Below are 20,795 nucleotides of genomic sequence, written 5' to 3'. Positions count from 1 at the left end.
CAAATAGACGTACGATTATTTAGACTAAATAAATACCGGGAACAACAGAAAAATCCTGTTCTTATCGGTAGCGATTACCGACAAGAACAGGGAATTAATCAACATTTACCAATTGTAGAAATAAAAACAACTATTACTTTTTCAAAACAAATTTAATCGGTCCATTTTGCGTCAACTCGTCATGAGTAATAAAATAACCTTTGATTTTTTTATCGTTCTGATCTACTCTATCTATAAAAATAGCATCAGAAGAAGGTCTTTCCGTTTCTATAATAATCTCTTTCTGTTTATAATATTTAGGATCGAGATGAATCGTTATCCGATCGAATAACGGAGAAGTAAGAGTATAACGAGGCAAGCCGGGACAATCGGGATAAAAACCCATCATACTGAAAACCGCCCAAGCAGACATCGTACCGGTATCGTCATTTCCCGGAATGCCATCCGGTTGATTTTTAAAATACTTTTTCAGCAAACGGTTCACTTCTTTTTGTGTACGCCATTCTTCTCCTTTAAATTGGCTGAACAAATACGGATAAGCAATGTCTGGTTCATTAGCCGGATCATACAATCCTTCATCAAAAACACTCTGAAGTTTATCGATAAAAGGCTTTTTACCCCCCATAAGCTTCGTCAATCCGGGTATATCGTGCGGAACATAAAATGTATAATTCCAAGCGCTACCTTCATGAAAACCGGGATTAGGTTCGAAGTTCTCCCCTTGACGCGGATTAAACGGCGAATAAAAGCTTCCATCCGGAAGAATAGGGCGTAACGTACCGAATTCCTTACAATAATAATTTTTATACCCCAAAGAACGGTCATGGAACAATCGGGCATCATCTTTCTTTCCGAGAGACTCGGCAAGCTGAGAAAGGGCAAAATCAGCAATATAATACTCCAAAGCATGAGACACGGAATTATCATACTGTTCTCTCAACGGCACATATCCTTTTCCCAAATAATCGTCATTATCCGGACGCATCAGATTATTTTTTCCCGGAGTAGTAGCAGACTTTATCATCGCCTCATAAGCTGTATCTATATCGAAATCCCTCAATCCCCGCAACCATGTATCTGTTATCACAGGAATAGAAGGATCACCTTCCATCGTCAGTGTCTCTCGTCCATAAAGTTCCCATTTCGGTAACCAGCCATGTTCTTTATACATGTCTATCATCGTATTGACCATCGCCATCTGTTTCTCCGGATATACAAGAGAAAGAAACTGATGGACATTCCGATAAGTGTCCCATAATGAAAACACCGTATAACGATCACCCTTTGCCGTTTTTATCCGGTCGCTCTCCATTACCGGATATTGCCCGTTAACATCTTGCAAAATATTAGGATGGATCAAAATATGATATAATGCCGTATAAAAAACGACTTTATCATCATACGTACCGCCCTCTACCTCTATTTTCGAAAGTTCTTCGTTCCATTGCTTTCGGGCATCGGCTTTTACCTTCTCAAAATTAAAACCCGACTGTTCTTTGTCCAAATTTTCCCGAGCATTGGCAATGCTCACGAATGACACTCCTATCTGAACCTCTATTTGTTCTCCGGATTGTGTATCAAATGTAAAAAATGCACCGACATCATCTCCCGACATCTCTTTTCCATAACGTGTGTATAACTTGTATTTTCCGTTATCCTTATCCCATTCAGCTTCTACACCGGTCATCGGACGTTGCTTTTTCCAATAACCTGTTTGTATCGGACTTTTATTAACCCGCATAACAAAATAAATGGGAAATACTGCCTGAGGATTATAACAAAACGTTCCCAATAACTTAGAGCCTTCTATTTCCCAGTCATTCACACGTCTGAGAGTAGCTCCGCTCTCATTGGTAAGTCCCTCTCCCAGATTCATTAAAATATGACTTTTCCCCGCTGGAAATGTAAAGCGGGCAATAGAAGTACGAGGAGTTGCCGAAACCTCTGTCTTGATATTGTATTTTGTCAATACATTGGTATAATAACCCGGAGACGCCGTCTCATCGCGATAAGCACTGCCATATTCTTTGTAATCGACATTTAACTCTCCGCAGGTAGGCATCAGCAAAAGACTTCCCAATTCGGGACATCCCACACCACTAAGATTCACATGAGAAAATCCTGTAAAAAATTTGTTGTAATATTCATAAGGCGTTGACCACCAACGGGCATCCTTATCATACTTATTCGTTTCCGATCCCATCACATTAAACGGAACGACCGACATCAACCCGTTCGGACAAACTGCTCCGGGATTCGTCGTCCCGAAATTCGTCGTCCCGATAAACGGATTAACGAAATCAATAGGCTCCTGAGCCCGTAACCACGACGCGCTCAGGAGCATCAACACTACACATACTACACAAAAACATTTTTTCATAGGGAAGGTATATCGTGATGTCTTATACATACTCTCTATTCTTTAAAGATATGAATGCTTTTTTGTAAACTCTACAATTTCAGAAATATAACCGAAAGCCATAGCGACAACCGTATCTGCAGCACCGTAATACACGGCAACTCGTTCTCCGTCTTGCAAAGCTGCACAAGGGAACACGACATTAGGAACATCTCCTTGCAACTCATAAGAAACAGCCGGAGCAAGAAGATAATCCCGTGTACGATACAATACTTTTTCAGGGTTTTCCTTGTCAAGAATAACCGCTCCCATAGAATAACGAAAACCGTTGCATGTCGTGATAACACCGTGATAAAACATCAACCACCCTTCGGCTGTCAAGAAAGGAACTGATCCTGCACCGATTTTCGTACATTGCCATGCACTTTCGGGGAACGGAGTAACTTTCATTACGCAACGATGTTCTCCCCAATATTTCATATCCGGACTATAACTCATATATATATCCCCGAACGGTGTGTGTCCGTTATCGCTCGGACGGCTCAACATAGCATATTTACCATTAATCTTTTGAGGGAAGAGTACTCCGTTACGGTTAAACGGCAAGAAAGCATTCTCACACTGAAAAAATTCTTTAAAATCGAATGTATATGCAATCCCGATCGTAGGCCCGTGATAACCGTTGCACCACGTAATCCAGTAACGGTCTTCGATCCATGTAACACGCGGGTCATACTTATACTCCGACTCGATCATATCCGTATTTCCGGCCTTAAACCGAATAGGTTCATGATTGATATCCCAGTGAATGCCATCTTTGCTGAAACCGGCAAAAATATTCATTTGCACCGCTTTATTGTCACAACGGAATACTCCGGCAAAACCGTCTCCAAAGGGAACGACGGCACTATTGAAAATACTGTTCGACGAAGGAATCTGATAACGTCCTATAACCGGATTTTTAGAGTAACGCCACATAACATCGGTACACCCTTCGGGACGATCTTCCCACGGCATATTAAATTTCTTTTCCATCTCTATATGATTTTTACTGTTAATTTATTGCTCTTATTCATTTGTCCGTTCAATCTGCCGCTTCCCTCTTATCGTCATTATAAGTAAACGGAACGAACCAAGTAACCAGAAAAGCCGGAATCGTCGCAATGAGTACCCAAATAAAAAAATTGCGGTATCCCAACCAGTCACTTAAATACCCGCTCATCATTCCCGGAATCATTACACCGAGATTCATAATTCCGGAAGCAAAAGCATAATGCGCCATCTGGTGTTTTCCGGGAGCTACCTGCTGCATCATAAACAGCGTAAGACCGACAAACCCAAAACCGTACCCGAAGTACTCAAATACAATCGCAGAACCGATAACCCACACATTAGAAGGCTGATATATCGCCAACAGCAGATATACGACAAACGGAATATTAAATACGCAACAAAGAGAAAACAATGTCTTTTTCAAACCTAAAGCAGAAATATAATATCCGGCAAGAATAGACCCCAATACGAAAGCCGCAGCTCCGAAAGTTCCATAAATAATACCTATTTCCTGAACCGGAAGTCCCAATCCTCCTTGATCGATTCCGGCTTTAAGAAAAAGAGGAACGATTTTCATGGCATAACCTTCGGCAAAACGATATAAAATAATGAAACAAATATACCAGATTATATGTTTCTTCTGAAAAAAAGTCCGGATTACCTCCCATAACATATGTATGGCATCCTTCACCGTACGAACGTTACCCGATGCCGCACCTCCAGAAGGTAACACACGAATATGATATAAAGATAAAGCAACCATTATGGCTGCACAAATACCCATAATCACCATCCACGCATGCACAATACCGATACTGTTTTTCAATGAACCGGCCAAATATACGAGACCTCCATTTGTCAATATTTTCGCCAGATTATAAAATGCTCCTTGCCAGCCTATATATTTAGCTTGCATCGTCGCATCCAACTCGGTAAGATACACTCCGTCTCCCGCAATATCATGCGTAGCTCCGCTAAAGGCTATTACTCCCATAAACGCTATCGCATAACAGAAAAAATCAGGCAACGGCAATGATAAGGCAACCAACCCGAAAGCCACACCTGTCACCATCTGGGTAATAACGACAAAATACTTCTTTGTTTTAAACATCTCTAAAAAAGGACTCCACAAAGGTTTCAATGTCCAAGGAAGCATAATCAAAGATGTCCAAAAAGCAATTTGAGCATTAGACACACCCATATCCGAGAACATGAGTACAGACACCATCGACAAAGCGACAAACGGAAGTCCCATTGCAAAATAGACTGTCGGCACCCAACAGATCGGATTGATAGATTTGTTATCAGACATTATATTTCAAGTTTTAAAATTCGGAACTATCATAACTCCGAATCTATAATTTATTCATTTCAGACAATTACGGCTTATACTCCGAATAAGAATAAGGAAAGTCCTTCGGTTGAACCCCTCTTTTCATATTCGGTTTAGCATTCATCTTCAAGGACAATTCTCCTCCTGAAGAGATTTCTTTATGCGTCAAATAGTTCCGGGTAAACTTTTCCCCATTCAATTTTGCAGAATCGATATATAAATTCTTATCGCTATTATTATGAGCATCGATCACAAACACTTTGTTATTCGGCAAATTCAACGTTACCTTTTGAAAAAGCGGAGCTCCTAAAACATATTCGGGTTGTCCCGGACATACCGGATAAAAGCCCATCGCACTGCAAACATACCATGCTGAAGTCTGACCGTTATCTTCATCTCCGCAATAACCTTTCGGACCTGAATTATATAACCGGTTCAATACTTCCCGTATATGGTATTGGGCTTTCCACGGCTGACCGATATAATTATATAAATAAATAGCATGTTGTACAGGTTGATTACCATGAGCATACTGCCCCATATCCAACGCAACCATTTCTGCTATCTCATGAATTACAAAACCATACGTTCCCACATTATAATCTGCAGGAGCATTAAACATCGAATCCAGCTTTGCCCCCATCTGTTCATGACCGCCCATCAATTGAGCAAGTCCCTGAACATCATGCATAACACTCCATGTATAATGCCATGACGAACCTTCGGTAAAAGGACCGCCCCATTCTATCGCTCGAAAAGGCTCGATCCATTCCCCGTTTTTATTTTTCGCCCGCATAAAACCGTATGAAGGATCAAACAAATTCTTATAATTCTGAGACTTTTTCTCATACGCTTCGGCTATCGATACGTTTCCTATAGATGCGGCAAAACGACTCAAACACCAGTCACTATAAGCATATTCCAATGTCTTGGCAGTAGCTTCGACATAATCGGGATACGGTACATACCCGAGCTTGTCATACTCTTCAAATCCATTTCGTCCGACAGAAGCCTCCCTACCTTGTGCCTGAGTTTGGTGTACCATAGCCTCCAATGCCTTTTTCGCATCGAAATTGCGTATTCCCTTCATCCACGCATCCGTGATAAGCGACAGAGAATTATTTCCGATCATACAGCCCCGATGTCCCGGACTTGCCCATTCCGGCAAAAATCCGCTTTCTTCATAACTGTTGACTAAAGCCTGCATAATACGCTCCGAAACTTCCGGATAGACTAACGTAAACAAAGGATGCACAGCACGGAATGTATCCCAAAAACCATTATCCGTGTACATATATCCGGCATGAATTTTTCCATCATAGGGACTATAATATACCGGTTTTCCAGACTTATCGAATTCATAAAATTCTCGGGGAAATAAAAGAACCCTATACAAGCAAGAATAAAAAGTTTTCATCTGTTCTTCACTACCACCTTCGGCCACGATACGCCCCATCATACTGTTCCACAGTTTTGCAGATTCAGTCTTTAAATCAGCGACCGTTTTATTTTTCACCTCCCTGTCAAAATTCAGCCACGCTTGTTCTTCTCCTATAAACGAAGAAGCCACTCGGACAGTCAATTTTTCACCTTCAGGGACATCGAACTGAAGATAAGCACAAACCCGGTCGTGCTCACCGACAAGCTTTCCCGGAAACAAGTCATCATTAATTTGTATCCCCTGATCCTTTATAGGATGGCTGAATTCCAACACAAAATAATTGGCAAAATTAGAAGGAACTCCCCCACAATTATTTTTAGTATAACCCGTTACCCTACAGTTTTGCTTGTCGATAGCCAAACGGCAACCTCCATGATAAGCATCTACAATAAAATACTGCTCTTCTCCCGGAGCAAATGTTATATCCAAAACAGCTCCGGTACGGGAAGCCGACAGTTCTGTTACGATTCCGTTATCAAATTGAACTTTATAATAATCGGGACGAGTGATCTCGTTTTTATGAGAGAAGCGGACTCCCCTATCTTTATAAGAGACCTTCAAATCACCTGAAACAGGCATTACCGAAAATGTTCCGTAATCATTTATCCACGGGCTGGGCTGATGCGTCTGTCGAAATCCTCTGATCTCCTCATCGGTATAAGTATATATCCAACCGCTACGGTTCTCTCCGGTTTGCGGAGTCCAAAAATTTACACCCCAAGGCACTGCCACTGCCGGATAGGTATTTCCATGTGAGAATTCAAAAGTCGACTCAGTACCCATCAACGGATTGACATAATCTACAAGCTCCCGTGCTTGTAAAGAGGCCGTTGTTAATAATATTAATAATCCAGCTATTCCTATTTTTTTCTTCATAAATATATATTATCGCTTTTATCTATTACTGTTTTACGCCCCATTTTGAAGGAGTATTCCCCATATCAAATTCTAAAATACCGCCTGCAACAATATCCTCATGAGTAAAGAACGGCTCTGTTAAAGGATTTCCGTTCAATCTTGCAGCCTGAATATATTTATTCTCAGAAGAATTGTTATTAGTCCGTATCGTAAACGTTTTCCCATCCGAAAGATTTATCGTCGTTTTATCGAATAAAGGACGGCCTATCGAATAGACCGGTTTACCCGGACAAACCTGATAAAATCCCATACTATTCAAGATATACCACGCCGACATCTGTCCGCAATCTTCATTTCCGGAAATTCCGGCAGGAGCATTAAAATATTGACTATGCAACACACTATCTACCAACGCCTGAGTTTTCCACGGTTGATCGATGTAATTATACATGTGCAAAATATGATGACTCGGTTCATTCCCATGTGCATACTGACCTATCAGACCCGATATATCGGAAGAAACTAATTCGCCTTCTAATTTAGAACTAACGGTAAACAGAGAATCCAGCTTCTCGGAGAAAGCATCTTTTCCTCCCATCAAAGCGACCAACCCCTCTATATCATGAGGAACAAACCATGTCCACTGCCATGCCGTACCTTCACAATAATCATCACTCCGATGGTTTGAAGAACGAGGATTAAACGGTGTTCGCCATCTGCCTTTAGAGTCCACCCCTCTCATAAATCGTGTGCTTTTATCGAAATACTTTTCATAAGCTTTACCTAAAAGACCATATCGAACATGGTTCAACGTATCATTCATCTCATTAGCAAATTGCGAAATACACCAATCGTTATAAGCATATTCCAAAGCCTTTGCCACCGATTCGTTTTCAAAATCGCACGGGATATACCCTAAAGTATTCTTATAATATTTAGATTTAGGCATCAGATGCGGCAAAACAAGAGGCGGGCAGTGAATCCCGGCCGTATCATATTGTGCAGTCCTTAAACATGCCTGATAGGCTGTCTCGACATCAAAGTCGCGTTGACCTTTCATATAAGCATCCACAATTACAGGAACAGCATGGTATCCGATCATTGTTCCGGTATAATTAGAAGCTAAATCCCACATCGGAAAAATTCCGCCCTCTTCATGCTTACGAATTAATGAACGGATAAACTGGTTGTTCAACCCCGGATCTATTATCGTCATTAAAGGATGTAGTGCCCGAAAAGTATCCCATAAAGAAAATACGGTATAAACCGGACGATCGGCTGAGGTCTGGTGTATCCGTAAGTCCATACCCAAATAACGACCGTCAACATCGGCGAACAGATTTGGAGCGACAGCCGTATGGTATAATGCCGTATAGAATATCTTTTTTTGATCCTCGTCTTTAGTCGAAATATCTATTTTAGAAAGGTATCTTTGCCAATCCGAAGAAGCCTCTTTCCTGACCATATCAAAATCCCAATCCGGTAACTCCACTTCGACGTTTCTCCTAGCACCTGCCATATCGACTCCCGAAATACCAACCTTAACAAGCACCTTCTCCCCTTTAGATGTCGCAAAATGCAACAATACTTTAGATTGAGGTATTTTATTATCAGTACCCGGTATCATTACCGAATCCGTCACCAGTTCATACGTAAACGGCTTTGAAAATTCAGCATAAAAATTGATATACTGGTCAAAAGCCCAATAAACCGTTTTTTTACGTCCTCTTATTTCAGTATCGCTGATTACCTCAATCTGCATTTCTTCATTTTTCTGACGCTGCAAACTATAATCAAAATCCAATATAAATCCGGCATTCTCACTTTCGGGGAAAGTATATCGATGAATCGCAGCACGCTTAGTAGCCGTAAGTTCGGCCTTCACTCCATAACGGTCGAGAAATACAGAATAATATCCCGGAACTGCCGTCTCGTTTTCGTGAGAGAAACCCGAAGCATAAGCCTTGCGCTGACTATCCAGAGGTTCTTGTTCATATTGTTGCTCACCCACCGTCGGCATCAAAAGAACATCTCCGTAATCGCCACATCCGGTACCGCTCAAATGAGTATGAGAAAAACCGTTGATCGTAGTGTCGGAAAAATGATAACCAGAACAAGCATCCCATTGATAAATACGAGTATCGGGACTGGGTTGGATCATCCCGTGCGGAACAATAGCTCCCGGAAACGTATGCCCATGATCTCCAGTTCCTATAAAAGGATTGACATATTGAGTATAATCCGAAATATCCTTATTCTGAATAGAGCAAGAAGTTATTCCTAATAAAAAAGCGACGACCGGTATAACCGAACAAAAATAGTGTTTCATAAATATGGTATTATCTCTATCTTTTTACTATAAGACGCATCAAAAGGTCTTATCCCCTACTCGGGAACTGAAATTTCCTACAAGAACGCCTATATTATTAAAACGATTAAATGTCCGAAAACACTAATTCGAATTACAATTTATATATAGACAATTTAACACGAGAAAAACAGACACCCTGATGATAAGCATTTTTCAGAAAATTTTATCCTATAAAAAAAGTTCCCGGAAAATCTTCCAGGAACTAATCAAAACCTTTGCTGTGGCAATATTATAAACCACCTTTAAACAAAATAACCTCAGCCATATATGTAAATGCCCCTGCCAAATAACCGCATAATGCCAAAAGAGAAATATGCTTTAAATACCAAACGAAATTAATGCGTTCTAACCCCATCACTACGACTCCGGCAGCCGAACCGATAATCAACATACTGCCTCCTACTCCTACACAATAAGAAAGAAACTCCCAGAAAATACCGTCTTGCACAAAATATCCCATATATGCAGGATCAGATACAGAAGAGAGCATTATCGGATCTACGATCGGATACATTCCGATAGAAGCAGCAACTAACGGAACATTATCTACAATAGAAGACAATGCACCCAGCAATATATTAATCACATAAACATTATGAACATTTACATCGAGCCATTGTGCCGTACTTGTCAATATTCCGGTCGCTTGCAATACGGCAACAGCCATCAAAATACCCAGAAAAAAGAGAATTGTCGGTATATCTATTCGTTTCAGGACTTTCGGGACACGACATTGATGTGCTTCGTCTATCATTTTACGATTATACATAATCTCGGTAAAAATCCACAAAACACTTAAAGAGAACAAAATTCCGATAAAAGGAGGCAATGAAGTCACAGCTTTAAACAACGGAACAAAAATCAGCCCGAGAATACCTAATATCAATATTAACCGTTTCTCTCCAAAAGAAACAAAATCGCTATGAGTTTTGACCGTTGTATCGACCGGAGCTAATGTTCCTCCTAACATGCGAGAAGCAAATATTAAAGGTACGATCAAAGAAACCATACTGGGCAACAAAACAAACTTGACCAATGCAGATGTCGTCACATTTCCTTTGACCCATAACATAATAGTCGTAATATCACCTATCGGAGACCACGCTCCGCCACTATTCGCCGCAATAACGATCATACTGGCATAAAGCCAGCGCTCCCGCTGATCACTGACCAACTTTCTCAACAACATAACCATAACAATCGCCGTAGTCAAATTATCAAGAATAGCTGACATAAAAAATGTTATGAATCCGAGAATCCATAGTAGTTTTCGCTTCTTACGGGTCGTAATACGGTTAGTAATGATAGAAAAACCTCCGTGAACATCAATCAGTTCGACAATTGTCATAGCCCCGATCAAGAAAAATAAAATCTCGGATATATCCCCTAAATGCTCGATAACCTTAACATTGACAATAAAATTAAGACATTGCTGTGCTAAAGGCAAAGATTGTAGAGTAGTCGAAGATGACAGATAATGACTTAACTCTTCGGCATCCGCCACCGGAACAATAGATTCTGCACCGAAAGCATACAAAACCCATAATAACATCCCTAATAAAAGAGCAACAGCAGCTTTATCTATTCGTAACGGATGTTCGAGAGCTATCACCAAATAGCCGATAATAAAAATAGTAACAATCGCTAATAACATGGTATTTACATATATTAAGTAAAACAAATATGAACTTCAATTATTTAAGGTCTGACAAATGTAAAAAAATTTACTCTCCGTCTAAAAAAATAAGAAAAAAACACTATGAAAACGAGAGAAAAGTTTTCACTATCCTCTCGTTACCATTCTATTTAGTTCTATTTTTCCCGCATAAATATATTTATCGGTGTTCCCGTAAAATTCCATTTGCTACGAATTTTATTTTCGAGAAATCTCTTATAGGGCTCTTTAACCCACTGCGGTAAATTGCAGAAAAAAATAAAGGTAGGGACAACCGTATCTTTCAACTGTGTCACATATTTTATTTTTACATATTTCCCCTTATGTGCAGGAGGCGGATAATTCTCTATAACAGACAACATTTCTTCATTGAGTTTTGCTGTCGGAATCCGCATCATACGATTCTGATAAACTTCAGCCGCAGATTCCAAAACTTTGAATATTCTCTGCTTGGTAAGAGCCGAAGCATACACGATCGGGAAATCAACAAAAGGAGCAAAACGCTCACGAATAGCCGACTCAAACTCTTTTATCGCCTTATTGGACTTGTCTTCTACCAAATCCCATTTATTTACACAAACGACCAATCCTTTTTTATTTTTCTGAATAAGGGAAAAAATATTCAAATCCTGACTTTCTATTCCTCGCGTCGCATCGATCATCAAAATGCAAACATCGGCACTTTCTATAGCCCGAATAGAACGTATAACAGAATAATATTCTATATCCTCGGTCACCTTTCCTTTCTTTCGGATTCCGGCTGTATCTACCAGATAAAAATCAAATCCGAATTTATTATAACGAGTGAAAACCGAATCTCGTGTAGTACCGGCTATATCCGTAACAATATAACGATCTTCCCCGATAAAAGCATTTATAATAGAAGACTTTCCTGCATTGGGACGTCCCACGACAGCGAAACGCGGAATATCATCCTCTACTGTTTCTTCCTTTTTTTTCGGGAAACGAGCGACAATATCATCAAGCAAATCTCCTGTCCCAGAGCCATTGATAGCAGACAATGTATATGGGTCTCCTAATCCGAAAGAATAAAATTCTGCAGCAGCATATTGCCACTCATTGCTGTCTACTTTATTGGCAACCAGAATTACCGGTTTTTTCGTCTTCCGTAAAATAGAAGCAACATGATCGTCCAAATCCGTTCCTCCATGCATGGCATCCACAACAAAAAGAATAACATCGGCTTCCTCTATTGCAATAGACACTTGCTTATTGATCTCCTCCTCAAAAATATCATCCGAATTTACAACCCAACCACCGGTATCTATAATAGAAAACTCCTGTCCGCACCATTCTACTTTCCCGTATTGACGGTCACGAGTCGTTCCGGCAACTTCATTTACAATTGCTTTTCTCGACTTTGTCAGACGGTTGAACAGAGTCGATTTTCCTACATTCGGACGTCCTACTATAGCCACTATATTTCCCATAATTTCTTCATTTATTTTATTAGATTAACCGACTTCCCGTCGGGATGATCCGAGATCCGTATCAATCGAGCTGATACCCGAAACTCTTCAATTTATTTTCTTTATTACGCCAATCTTTCTCTACTTTTACATATAATTCAAGATAAACTTTCTTTTCAAAAAAAGCCTCAATATCTTTTCTTGCCAAAGTTCCAACCTTTTTCAATGCACTGCCTCCCTTTCCTATAACGATACCTTTTTGAGAATCTCTCTCGACATAAATTATCGCCATAATATGAATATGTCCTTCATCTTCCTTAAACTGCTCTACGGCAACCTCCACAGCATAAGGAATCTCCTTATCATAAATCTGCAATATTTTTTCCCGGATTATCTCCGTAACAAAAAAACGGGCAGGCTTATCTGTCAAAGAGTCTTTCTCAAAAAAAGGTGGAGAAGGAGGCAAGAGTTCCTGAATCCGTTTCAGTAAATAATCGAGATTAAATTTATATTGAGCAGAAACCGGTATTATCTCCGCATTCGGTAACAAAGACTGCCATTCTCCCACCAATCGCTCCAGATCTTTCTGATCTTTCAATAAATCGATCTTATTGATCAGCAACAAGACAGGTACAGACTGAGAAGCCACACGATCCAGAAAACCCTGATTCTTTGTCGGCATCTCCACAACATCTGTTACATACAGCAATATATCTGCATCTACCAAAGCCGATTGGGAAAAATTCAACATAGACTCCTGCAATTTGTAGTTCGGAGATAACACTCCGGGTGTATCCGAATAAACAATCTGCATATCATCGGTATTCACAATCCCCATGATACGATGACGAGTCGTCTGAGCCTTAGAAGTAATGATAGAAATCCGTTCTCCGACCAAAGAATTCATCAATGTAGATTTCCCAACATTAGGATTTCCCACAATATTCACAAAACCGGCTTTATGCATAATTCTGATTTCAAAAATTTCTTGAACAAATATACTAAAAACGATCAACAGAATAATATCTACCTTTCGTTTTTCATCCTAAACAAATCAAGGATAGAGAATGTTGGGTTAAAACAATACAACATATCTAAGAGGCTGTTTAAATCTCATACAGACAACTTTTAAGAATTTTTTCAAGGATATTTTTCGTTCTGGCAAGAAAATCACAAACGATATAACGCATAAGAACGGAAAAACAGACTGGAAAAAGACTCAAAAAGTCCAGTTAATATATCCCCTTTAACAGAAAATCTATACAGGCTCTAAATATGCTCTAATAAGCATTACCTTTAGGTAACAGCCAAATACAAAAATACGCTAAGCTGCTCACAATAGAATGAGCGTTACTCGGCGTATCTTTATCTATTATAAAAATGAATATATTATTTCGTATCGTAAGCCCATTTCAGATAAACTGCTCCCCAAGTAAATCCGGCGCCGAATGCTGTCAACACAAGATTATCTCCTTTTTTAAGTTTGCTCTCCCATTCAGAAAGACATAAAGGAATAGAGGCAGCGCTCGTATTTCCGTATTTCTCGATATTCATCATCACCTTTTCTCGGGAAATTCCCATTCGATCTGCAATAGCTTCGATAATCCGAGCATTTGCCTGATGCGGGACAAACCAGTCTATCGTATTGAGATCTAAACCGTTTTTACGCATAATACTCTGAGAAACCTCTAACATATCCGATACCGCATGCTTATATACAGCGCGTCCCTCTTGATACACATAATGTTCTTGATTATCGATCGACTCATGTGTAGCAGGATAAGCAGAACCGCCTGCTTTCATAATCAAATGCGGCAAACCGATTCCATCGGTATGCAATTCCGCATCAATAACACCTAAAGCTTCATCTGAAGGTTCGAGCATCACTGCCGCCGCAGCGTCTCCGAACAATGGACAAGTAGAGCGATCGGTATAATTCGTCATAGAAGACATCTTCTCTGCCGATAAAACGATCACTTTTTTATACAACCCGCTTTTAATATATGCTGCTCCAGCCTGTAATGCTACCAAAAAACCAGCACACGCAGCCTGTATATCATACGAAAAACAATGCTTTAAACCAGACTTTTCCGCAATAATCGATGCCGTAGAAGGGAAACGATAATCCGGATTAGAAGTGGCGCATATTACTAATTCTACGTCATCGGGATGAACCGACGTCTTTTTCAATAATTCATTTACAGCCCGATATCCCAATTCTGAAGAACCGAGTCCTTCACCTTTCAAGATACGACGTTCCTTAATTCCTACACGGGTAGTAATCCACTCGTCATTAGTGTCCACCATAGAAGACAACTCTTCATTTGTAAGGACATAGTCCGGAACATAAGAGGCTACACCTGTAATTATTGCATTTTTTATATCCATAGTCAGTAAATAGGCAAATTAAAAAATGCCCTAAACCTTCCATATTTAGGGCTAGATCTTATAAGCTCGCCGATTGCCGTCAAGCATTTAAACAGCAGCTTCTTTTTCGATAGCTAATTTACCGCGATAGTAACCGCATTCACCACATACTGTATGATAAATATGCCATGCACCGCAGTTAGGACATACTGCCAATGTAGGAGCTACAGCCTTATCGTGAGTTCTTCTTTTAGCTGTTCTTGTCTTCGATTGTTTTCTTTTAGGATGTGCCATTTTCTTATTACTTTTAATTATTATCTATTAATTTCTTCAACTCGTCCCATCTCGGGTCTGTTTCTTCATTTGTCATATCGTCCGCATCAGATTCATCATCAAAAATCCCGTTATCATCTTCATCTCCATCATCGGCAGAGCGAGCAGAATGTTTTTTCAATTTCATACTCATAGTCTTATTACACTTCCCTGCCGGATGCACATGCTTCAACGGAATAGTCAATGCTATAAACTCATACAAAAACCATGCAATATTGATTTCGCCTTCAGCTTCGGGAACGATAACCACGTCATCATTCTCTTCACTATATTCACTTCCGAACTTCACATACAAATGTTCATTCGTAGCAACCTCAAAATCCATATTGTCAAGACATCGATCACAAGGAATTAAAATAATCCCGTTAATCGCAAATTTTAATTCGAATGTCCCCCCTGTCCTTTTCACCGACAGAGCCACATCTACTGATCCTCTCTGCACTTCCGGACCATCGATATTCTTAAAGAATTGATCATCCAAGCGGTACTCATAATTCTGAGTCCCTTCAGGCAGACTTTTTAACGGTATCTTATATAAATTGAACTTTCCCAATGATTACAGACGTTAAAACCCTGCAAAGGTATAAAAAATAATCTTTACCCGTCAAATTTTCGTCTGTTTTTATTGCATCTTTGCAAAAATCAACACAATAAACATATTTTAATCAGAATAAATTTATAGACCAGCATCTATTAAGAACGTTTCAGTTCTATTCTGAAAGTAGTCCCCTTTCCCGGCTCGGACTCTTTAACATATATACGGCCTTCATGATATTCTTCGATTATTCGTTTTACCAAAGTCAACCCTAATCCCCATCCTCTCTTTTTAGTCGTATATCCGGGATTGAAAACAGTTTTGAATCGTTTACGAGGAATACCTTTCCCTGTATCTCTCACATCGATATAACATTTATCTTTATCTGCCTGTAACGAAACGTCGATACTCCCCTCTCCATCCATTGCGTCAATTGCATTCTTACATAAATTTTCAATCACCCACTCCAATAGAGGCAAGCAGTACATCCCTCCGATAGGCTCTTCCGGCAGATGCGTCATTAACTGTACTTTATTTGAAATCCGGCGGCGCATATAATCCGTAGCATTTACCAATACTTCATTTATATACATGAACGTCATCTCAGGCTTCGATCCTATCTTCGAAAAACGTTCAGCAATAACAGACAGACGCTTTACATCTTTCCCCATATCGTTCAATAAGCTCTTATCTACTCCGTTTAGCTCCAATAGATCAAGCCATGCCAATAAAGACGAAATAGGAGTACCCAATTGATGAGCTGTTTCCTTCGACAATCCTACCCATACTTTATTTTGTTCCGCCTTTTTACTACTCATTAACGCCAAATAAGCAATAAATATAAAAAGCAGCATAACTGCCAGTTGAATATAAGGAAAATAAGAAAGACGCTTAAGTAAAATAGAATCATCATAATATAAATATTGGCGAGTATGCTCATCGATATAAATCTCTATTTTATTAGATCCCGATTTAAACTCTTCAAGTTTTTTTCTCAAATAAATATCCGGAGACTTTTCAGGAATCTTCAAGTTTAAGATCTGACGAATACTATCCTGCTCATCAGCAACGATCACAGGAATAGAGGTATTGCTTTGAATAATCTTCAAAATCAAACCCATATCCATGTCGGTATCATTACTCGCCACCTCTCGTGTCGCTTCTGCCCAGATCTCCATCTTATTACGCTCCTCCACAGAAAGATCTGCAACCAACTGATTCGATATATACAAAAAAATACCCACCAGTAACATAGAAACCAAAAGGAACACGATTTTTACTTTCTGACGGGCATCATAAATATTCTGCATCGTAATTTCAATTAAATATACATTGTTAAAACGTTATAAACCGAAAAATATTGTTGCAAACCAAATATACGAAAAAAGCGTGTTCCCACAACAGAAACACGCTTCTCTATATCGATTAATACCTCAAAAATTATTCGGCATTCAATGTGATACGTTTAAATGCTGTAACAGTCAAATCTTTATTATGAGACTTAAGATACTGCTGAATAGATTCCTTCGGCTCTTTTACAAAAGCTTGTTCGAGCAATGTCGATTCTTGGAAGAATTTATTAATACGTCCTTGAGCAATCTTATCAAGCATTTCTTCTTTCTTACCTTCTTGACGAGCTTTATCTTTCGCAATTTCCAATTCCTTTGCGACAACATCAGCAGGAACTTCATCACGACTCACCGAAATAGGATTCATCGCAGCAACCTGCATGGCAACATCGCGAGCTACCTGATATTCAACTTCAGGAAGATTGAAGCCTACGATAGTAGCCAATTTATTCCCCGGGTGAATGTAAAATATTGTAGAAGGAGCTTGTACAAACTCATAGAAACCGAGTTCCATTTTTTCTCCTGTAACACCACTACGGTCAACAATCAAGTCTGCAATCGAACGTCCATCTACGGTTAAAGTTTTCAAAGCTTCGAGATCTGCGGGTTTATTCTCCAATGCAGCATCCAAAATCGATTGAGTCAAAGCAACGAAATCTTTATTTTGAGCAACGAAGTCTGTCTCACATTTCAGAGCAACAATCGCTGCGAAATCTCCTTTTGTTGCAGCCAATACACAACCTTCCGAAGCTTCTCGATCTTCACGTTTAGCGGCAATAGCCTGACCTCTTTTACGGATAATTTCCATTGCTCCATCAAAATCTCCGTTAGCTTCATTTAATGCATTTTTGCAATCCATCATACCTGCTCCTGTCATTTTACGAAGCTTGGTAATATCTGCCATTGTAACTGCCATATATTTTTCTCCTTTTAATTGATTATTAAATTTAATACACAAAGAGTAAGTCTCGATACAAAACGAAACTCACTCTCTGTTATAGACTGAATGTTAAATATTTATTATTCTTCAACGTCCTTCATGAACTTTTCGGCAACGTTAGCATTCAATGCTTCGTCATCCTCCTTTTTAGTTCTTTCTTTTTTCACAGCGCGAGTTTTTCTCTCTTTTTTAGGAGCTTCGCCTTCTGCAGCTTCAACATCTACCTTTTCAGCTTTTCTTTCTTCAAGCCCTTCAGCAATAGCGCCACAAACTGCACCCAGAATAACCTCGATAGACTTTGTAGCATCATCGTTTGCCGGAATAACAAAATCGACATTCGAAGGGTCAGAATTTGTATCTACCATAGCAAATACCGGAATGCCCAAACGATTTGCTTCGCGTACAGCAATATGCTCTTTCATTACATCGACAACGAAAAGAGCCGAAGGAAGACGGGTCAAATCAGCAATACTGCCCAACGTCTTTTCAAGTTTAGCACGCTGACGAGTCACTTGCAATTTTTCACGTTTCGACAAATTGTCGAAAGTTCCGTCTTTAGTCATTTTATCAATAGTAGTCATTTTCTTAACAGCCTTACGAATCGTAGGGAAGTTAGTCAACATACCACCAGGCCAACGTTCAATAACGTAAGGCATATTTACAGCAGCAGCTTTATCAGCAACTACTTGTTTAGCTTGTTTTTTAGTCGCTACAAAAAGCACCTTTTTACCTGATTTCGCAATCTGTTTCAGTGCAGCAGCAGCTTCATCGACTTTAGCAACTGTTTTATAAAGGTCAATGATATGGATACCATTGCGCTCCATAAAAATATAAGGAGCCATTGCCGGGTTCCATTTTCTTTTTAAGTGTCCGAAGTGAACACCGGCTTCTAATAATTGGTCAAAATTTGTAATAGACATTTTTTCTTTTTTTAATTCGTTTACATTCTACTAATTCAATTGCAGGGTAATCTTCCACTGAGTGAACCTCTGAGACAGAGTCCCGGCAATTTGGATACTAAACGCTGAATACTTGCCGCGAGAAAATAAGCAAAAATATTAACGTTTGCTGAACTGGAATCTCTTTCTCGCTTTCGGTTGTCCCGATTTCTTACGTTCAACAGAACGAGGATCACGAGTCATAAATCCTTCGGATTTCAACGCAGGTTTATCTTCAGGATTAATTTTTACCAATGCACGGGCAATTGCTAAACGCAACGCTTCAGCTTGTCCCTTGAAACCACCGCCGTCCAAATTTACTTTAATATCATATTTTTCAGCTACACCCAGTTTGTTCAACGGTTGTTTTACAACATACTGAAGAATACTTGAAGGGAAATATACGGCAAGATCTCTTTTATTGATAGTGATAACACCTGTTCCTTCGCTTACGAATACACGTGCAACTGCAGCTTTTCGTCTTCCTATTGCATTAACTACTTCCATACTGCTTATTTAAGAGAATTTATATCAATTGTTTTAGGTTGTTGTGCTGCGTGCGGATGTTCCGATCCTGCATATACATATAGGTTTCTCAACAATTGAGCTCCCAATTTATTCTTAGGCAACATACCTTTTACTACTCTATTAAATAATTTCGCTTCACCTTTCTTAATCAATTCAGCAGGCGAAGTTTTTTTCTGACCACCAGGATACCCTGTAAAATTCAAATACACACGATCTGTCCATTTGTTTCCGGTCAAAATAACTTTATCCGCATTGATAATAATTACATTATCACCACAATCTACGTGCGGAGTATAGCTCGGTTTATATTTGCCTCTCAATAATTTGGCAACCTTAGCCGACAAACGTCCCAACACCTGATCGGTTGCATCTACTACAACCCATTCTTTTTGTACAGTTGCTTTGTTTGCAGAAATGGTCTTATAACTTAAAGTATCCACTGCTTAAAATTTTTATTTGTTAATTACTTAAAACGCATATAGCTAACCACTCTTCGGACACTGAAGCGGAAGCTATCTACTAAAATTTTCTCAAACTTTGATAATAATCGGCTCGCAAAGGTACGGTTTTTATCTGAAAAACAAAACTTTTCAGATAAAAAAGAGAAAATATTAATTTAAAGTTTAGTCTAATCGGTTTCAAAATTATTTTGAAGATATTTTATTGCTTTTACGAAAAGAGGAACAAATCGCATAACATGCAAAACAAAAAACAGTCCGAAAAAAGACTCAAAAAAAATCCGAACACATAATTTTATCAGAAACTCAAATAAACTTTTAATCTCCAAAAATAAAGAAGCCCAAATATCAACATTCGGACTTCTTCGCTTTATAGTAAACTCTATCAATTAAAAAAAACTGCACCAGAAATAAGCATACTAAAAACCAAAATGCAACTTATAAATAAGCTTTGAACAAATTTAATAAGATACTAAGAAAGCTATACGAGCATCTAAAATTACATATTAATAGATGAACATACAAAAAAGAATGCTGCAATTCATACTCTTAAAAAAACATAATGAAATGAACTCTATCAAAACTTATCCTCTTTGATAAAATAAATCTATCCAAAACAAACAATAATTCAGACTCATACACAAAAAATAGAGAGATCTGATAAAAAAGAGAGAAAGAAGAGGAGATAATAACTATTTGCAGCAGATAAAGCAACGAGGGGGGTAAGTATTGGGGTATCCTATTTCGGGGCGGCGTGTGGCGGTATGGCGATATGTATGCGGGGAGGGAGTCAAAACAAAAAAAGAGAGAGAGGGGTTCGATCCTTT

The 20,795-nt window shown here is 39.2% G+C and carries 16 protein-coding genes; all 16 read right to left on the bottom strand.

The window, feature by feature from the left end:
- Positions 1 to 133: 133 nt before the first annotated feature.
- A complete protein-coding gene (locus tag Q0093_RS13885) occupies positions 134 to 2,410 on the bottom strand; it encodes a GH92 family glycosyl hydrolase (protein ID WP_297931622.1) in 2,277 nt (758 codons plus the stop codon).
- Positions 2,411 to 2,422: 12 nt separating this feature from the next.
- Positions 2,423 to 3,394 (bottom strand): glycoside hydrolase family 130 protein, encoded by a 972-nt coding sequence (locus Q0093_RS13880; RefSeq protein WP_294179526.1) that lies wholly within the window; start codon positions 3,392 to 3,394, stop codon positions 2,423 to 2,425.
- A gap of 49 nt (positions 3,395 to 3,443) precedes the next feature.
- Positions 3,444 to 4,724 (bottom strand): MFS transporter, encoded by a 1,281-nt coding sequence (locus tag Q0093_RS13875; protein WP_294179527.1) that lies wholly within the window; start codon positions 4,722 to 4,724, stop codon positions 3,444 to 3,446.
- 67 nt (positions 4,725 to 4,791) lie between these two features.
- The gene (locus tag Q0093_RS13870) at positions 4,792 to 7,062 is read right to left on the bottom strand and encodes a GH92 family glycosyl hydrolase (protein WP_297931620.1); all 2,271 of its coding nucleotides are present in this window, start codon (positions 7,060 to 7,062) and stop codon (positions 4,792 to 4,794) included.
- A gap of 25 nt (positions 7,063 to 7,087) precedes the next feature.
- Positions 7,088 to 9,373 (bottom strand): GH92 family glycosyl hydrolase, encoded by a 2,286-nt coding sequence (locus Q0093_RS13865; protein WP_297931618.1) that lies wholly within the window; start codon positions 9,371 to 9,373, stop codon positions 7,088 to 7,090.
- Between the two features lie 271 nt (positions 9,374 to 9,644).
- Positions 9,645 to 11,069, bottom strand: coding sequence for a sodium:proton antiporter NhaD (nhaD, locus tag Q0093_RS13860; RefSeq protein WP_297931616.1), 1,425 nt, complete (start codon positions 11,067 to 11,069; stop codon positions 9,645 to 9,647).
- 158 nt (positions 11,070 to 11,227) lie between these two features.
- Entirely contained in the window at positions 11,228 to 12,541 is a 1,314-nt protein-coding gene (gene der / locus Q0093_RS13855) for a ribosome biogenesis GTPase Der (protein WP_294179531.1), read from the bottom strand.
- Between the two features lie 61 nt (positions 12,542 to 12,602).
- Positions 12,603 to 13,487 carry a GTPase Era gene (era, locus tag Q0093_RS13850; RefSeq protein WP_294179532.1) on the bottom strand — a complete coding sequence of 295 codons (885 nt, stop codon included), beginning with the start codon at positions 13,485 to 13,487 and terminating at the stop codon, positions 12,603 to 12,605.
- A 422-nt stretch (positions 13,488 to 13,909) separates the two neighbouring features.
- On the bottom strand, positions 13,910 to 14,908 hold the full coding sequence (locus Q0093_RS13845) for a beta-ketoacyl-ACP synthase III (protein WP_294179533.1): 999 nt from the start codon (positions 14,906 to 14,908) through the stop codon (positions 13,910 to 13,912).
- A gap of 87 nt (positions 14,909 to 14,995) precedes the next feature.
- The gene (rpmF, locus tag Q0093_RS13840; protein WP_009319219.1) at positions 14,996 to 15,181 is read right to left on the bottom strand and encodes a 50S ribosomal protein L32; all 186 of its coding nucleotides are present in this window, start codon (positions 15,179 to 15,181) and stop codon (positions 14,996 to 14,998) included.
- A gap of 13 nt (positions 15,182 to 15,194) precedes the next feature.
- On the bottom strand, positions 15,195 to 15,773 hold the full coding sequence (locus Q0093_RS13835) for a DUF177 domain-containing protein (RefSeq protein ID WP_297931609.1): 579 nt from the start codon (positions 15,771 to 15,773) through the stop codon (positions 15,195 to 15,197).
- A gap of 140 nt (positions 15,774 to 15,913) precedes the next feature.
- The gene (locus Q0093_RS13830) at positions 15,914 to 17,065 is read right to left on the bottom strand and encodes a PAS domain-containing sensor histidine kinase (protein WP_297931607.1); all 1,152 of its coding nucleotides are present in this window, start codon (positions 17,063 to 17,065) and stop codon (positions 15,914 to 15,916) included.
- A gap of 130 nt (positions 17,066 to 17,195) precedes the next feature.
- Positions 17,196 to 18,020, bottom strand: a complete 825-nt coding sequence (tsf, locus tag Q0093_RS13825; protein ID WP_294179535.1) for a translation elongation factor Ts — start codon at positions 18,018 to 18,020, stop codon at positions 17,196 to 17,198.
- A 104-nt stretch (positions 18,021 to 18,124) separates the two neighbouring features.
- Positions 18,125 to 18,964: a 30S ribosomal protein S2 gene (gene rpsB, locus Q0093_RS13820; RefSeq protein WP_022389892.1), complete on the bottom strand. Its 840-nt coding sequence runs from the start codon at positions 18,962 to 18,964 to the stop codon at positions 18,125 to 18,127.
- 138 nt (positions 18,965 to 19,102) lie between these two features.
- The gene (rpsI, locus tag Q0093_RS13815; protein ID WP_297931603.1) at positions 19,103 to 19,489 is read right to left on the bottom strand and encodes a 30S ribosomal protein S9; all 387 of its coding nucleotides are present in this window, start codon (positions 19,487 to 19,489) and stop codon (positions 19,103 to 19,105) included.
- A gap of 5 nt (positions 19,490 to 19,494) precedes the next feature.
- Entirely contained in the window at positions 19,495 to 19,950 is a 456-nt protein-coding gene (gene rplM, locus Q0093_RS13810; protein WP_009319225.1) for a 50S ribosomal protein L13, read from the bottom strand.
- Between the last annotated feature and the right edge of the window lie 845 nt (positions 19,951 to 20,795).

Source organism: uncultured Coprobacter sp., assembly GCF_947855755.1.
Taxonomy (GTDB): domain Bacteria; phylum Bacteroidota; class Bacteroidia; order Bacteroidales; family Coprobacteraceae; genus Coprobacter.
This window is presented reverse-complemented; position numbering and strand designations above follow the sequence as displayed.

What these genes read in the sequence shown, in the direction of transcription:
- Q0093_RS13885 (WP_297931622.1), bottom strand. Translation starts at nt 2,410, where the DNA reads ATGTATAAGACATCACGATATACCTTCCCTATGAAAAAATGTTTTTGT.
- Q0093_RS13880 (WP_294179526.1), bottom strand. Translation starts at nt 3,394, where the DNA reads ATGGAAAAGAAATTTAATATGCCGTGGGAAGATCGTCCCGAAGGGTGT.
- Q0093_RS13875 (WP_294179527.1), bottom strand. Translation starts at nt 4,724, where the DNA reads ATGTCTGATAACAAATCTATCAATCCGATCTGTTGGGTGCCGACAGTC.
- Q0093_RS13870 (WP_297931620.1), bottom strand. Translation starts at nt 7,062, where the DNA reads ATGAAGAAAAAAATAGGAATAGCTGGATTATTAATATTATTAACAACG.
- Q0093_RS13865 (WP_297931618.1), bottom strand. Translation starts at nt 9,373, where the DNA reads ATGAAACACTATTTTTGTTCGGTTATACCGGTCGTCGCTTTTTTATTA.
- nhaD (WP_297931616.1), bottom strand. Translation starts at nt 11,069, where the DNA reads ATGTTATTAGCGATTGTTACTATTTTTATTATCGGCTATTTGGTGATA.
- der (WP_294179531.1), bottom strand. Translation starts at nt 12,541, where the DNA reads ATGGGAAATATAGTGGCTATAGTAGGACGTCCGAATGTAGGAAAATCG.
- era (WP_294179532.1), bottom strand. Translation starts at nt 13,487, where the DNA reads ATGCATAAAGCCGGTTTTGTGAATATTGTGGGAAATCCTAATGTTGGG.
- Q0093_RS13845 (WP_294179533.1), bottom strand. Translation starts at nt 14,908, where the DNA reads ATGGATATAAAAAATGCAATAATTACAGGTGTAGCCTCTTATGTTCCG.
- rpmF (WP_009319219.1), bottom strand. Translation starts at nt 15,181, where the DNA reads ATGGCACATCCTAAAAGAAAACAATCGAAGACAAGAACAGCTAAAAGA.
- Q0093_RS13830 (WP_297931607.1), bottom strand. Translation starts at nt 17,065, where the DNA reads ATGCAGAATATTTATGATGCCCGTCAGAAAGTAAAAATCGTGTTCCTT.
- tsf (WP_294179535.1), bottom strand. Translation starts at nt 18,020, where the DNA reads ATGGCAGTTACAATGGCAGATATTACCAAGCTTCGTAAAATGACAGGA.
- rpsB (WP_022389892.1), bottom strand. Translation starts at nt 18,964, where the DNA reads ATGTCTATTACAAATTTTGACCAATTATTAGAAGCCGGTGTTCACTTC.
- rpsI (WP_297931603.1), bottom strand. Translation starts at nt 19,489, where the DNA reads ATGGAAGTAGTTAATGCAATAGGAAGACGAAAAGCTGCAGTTGCACGT.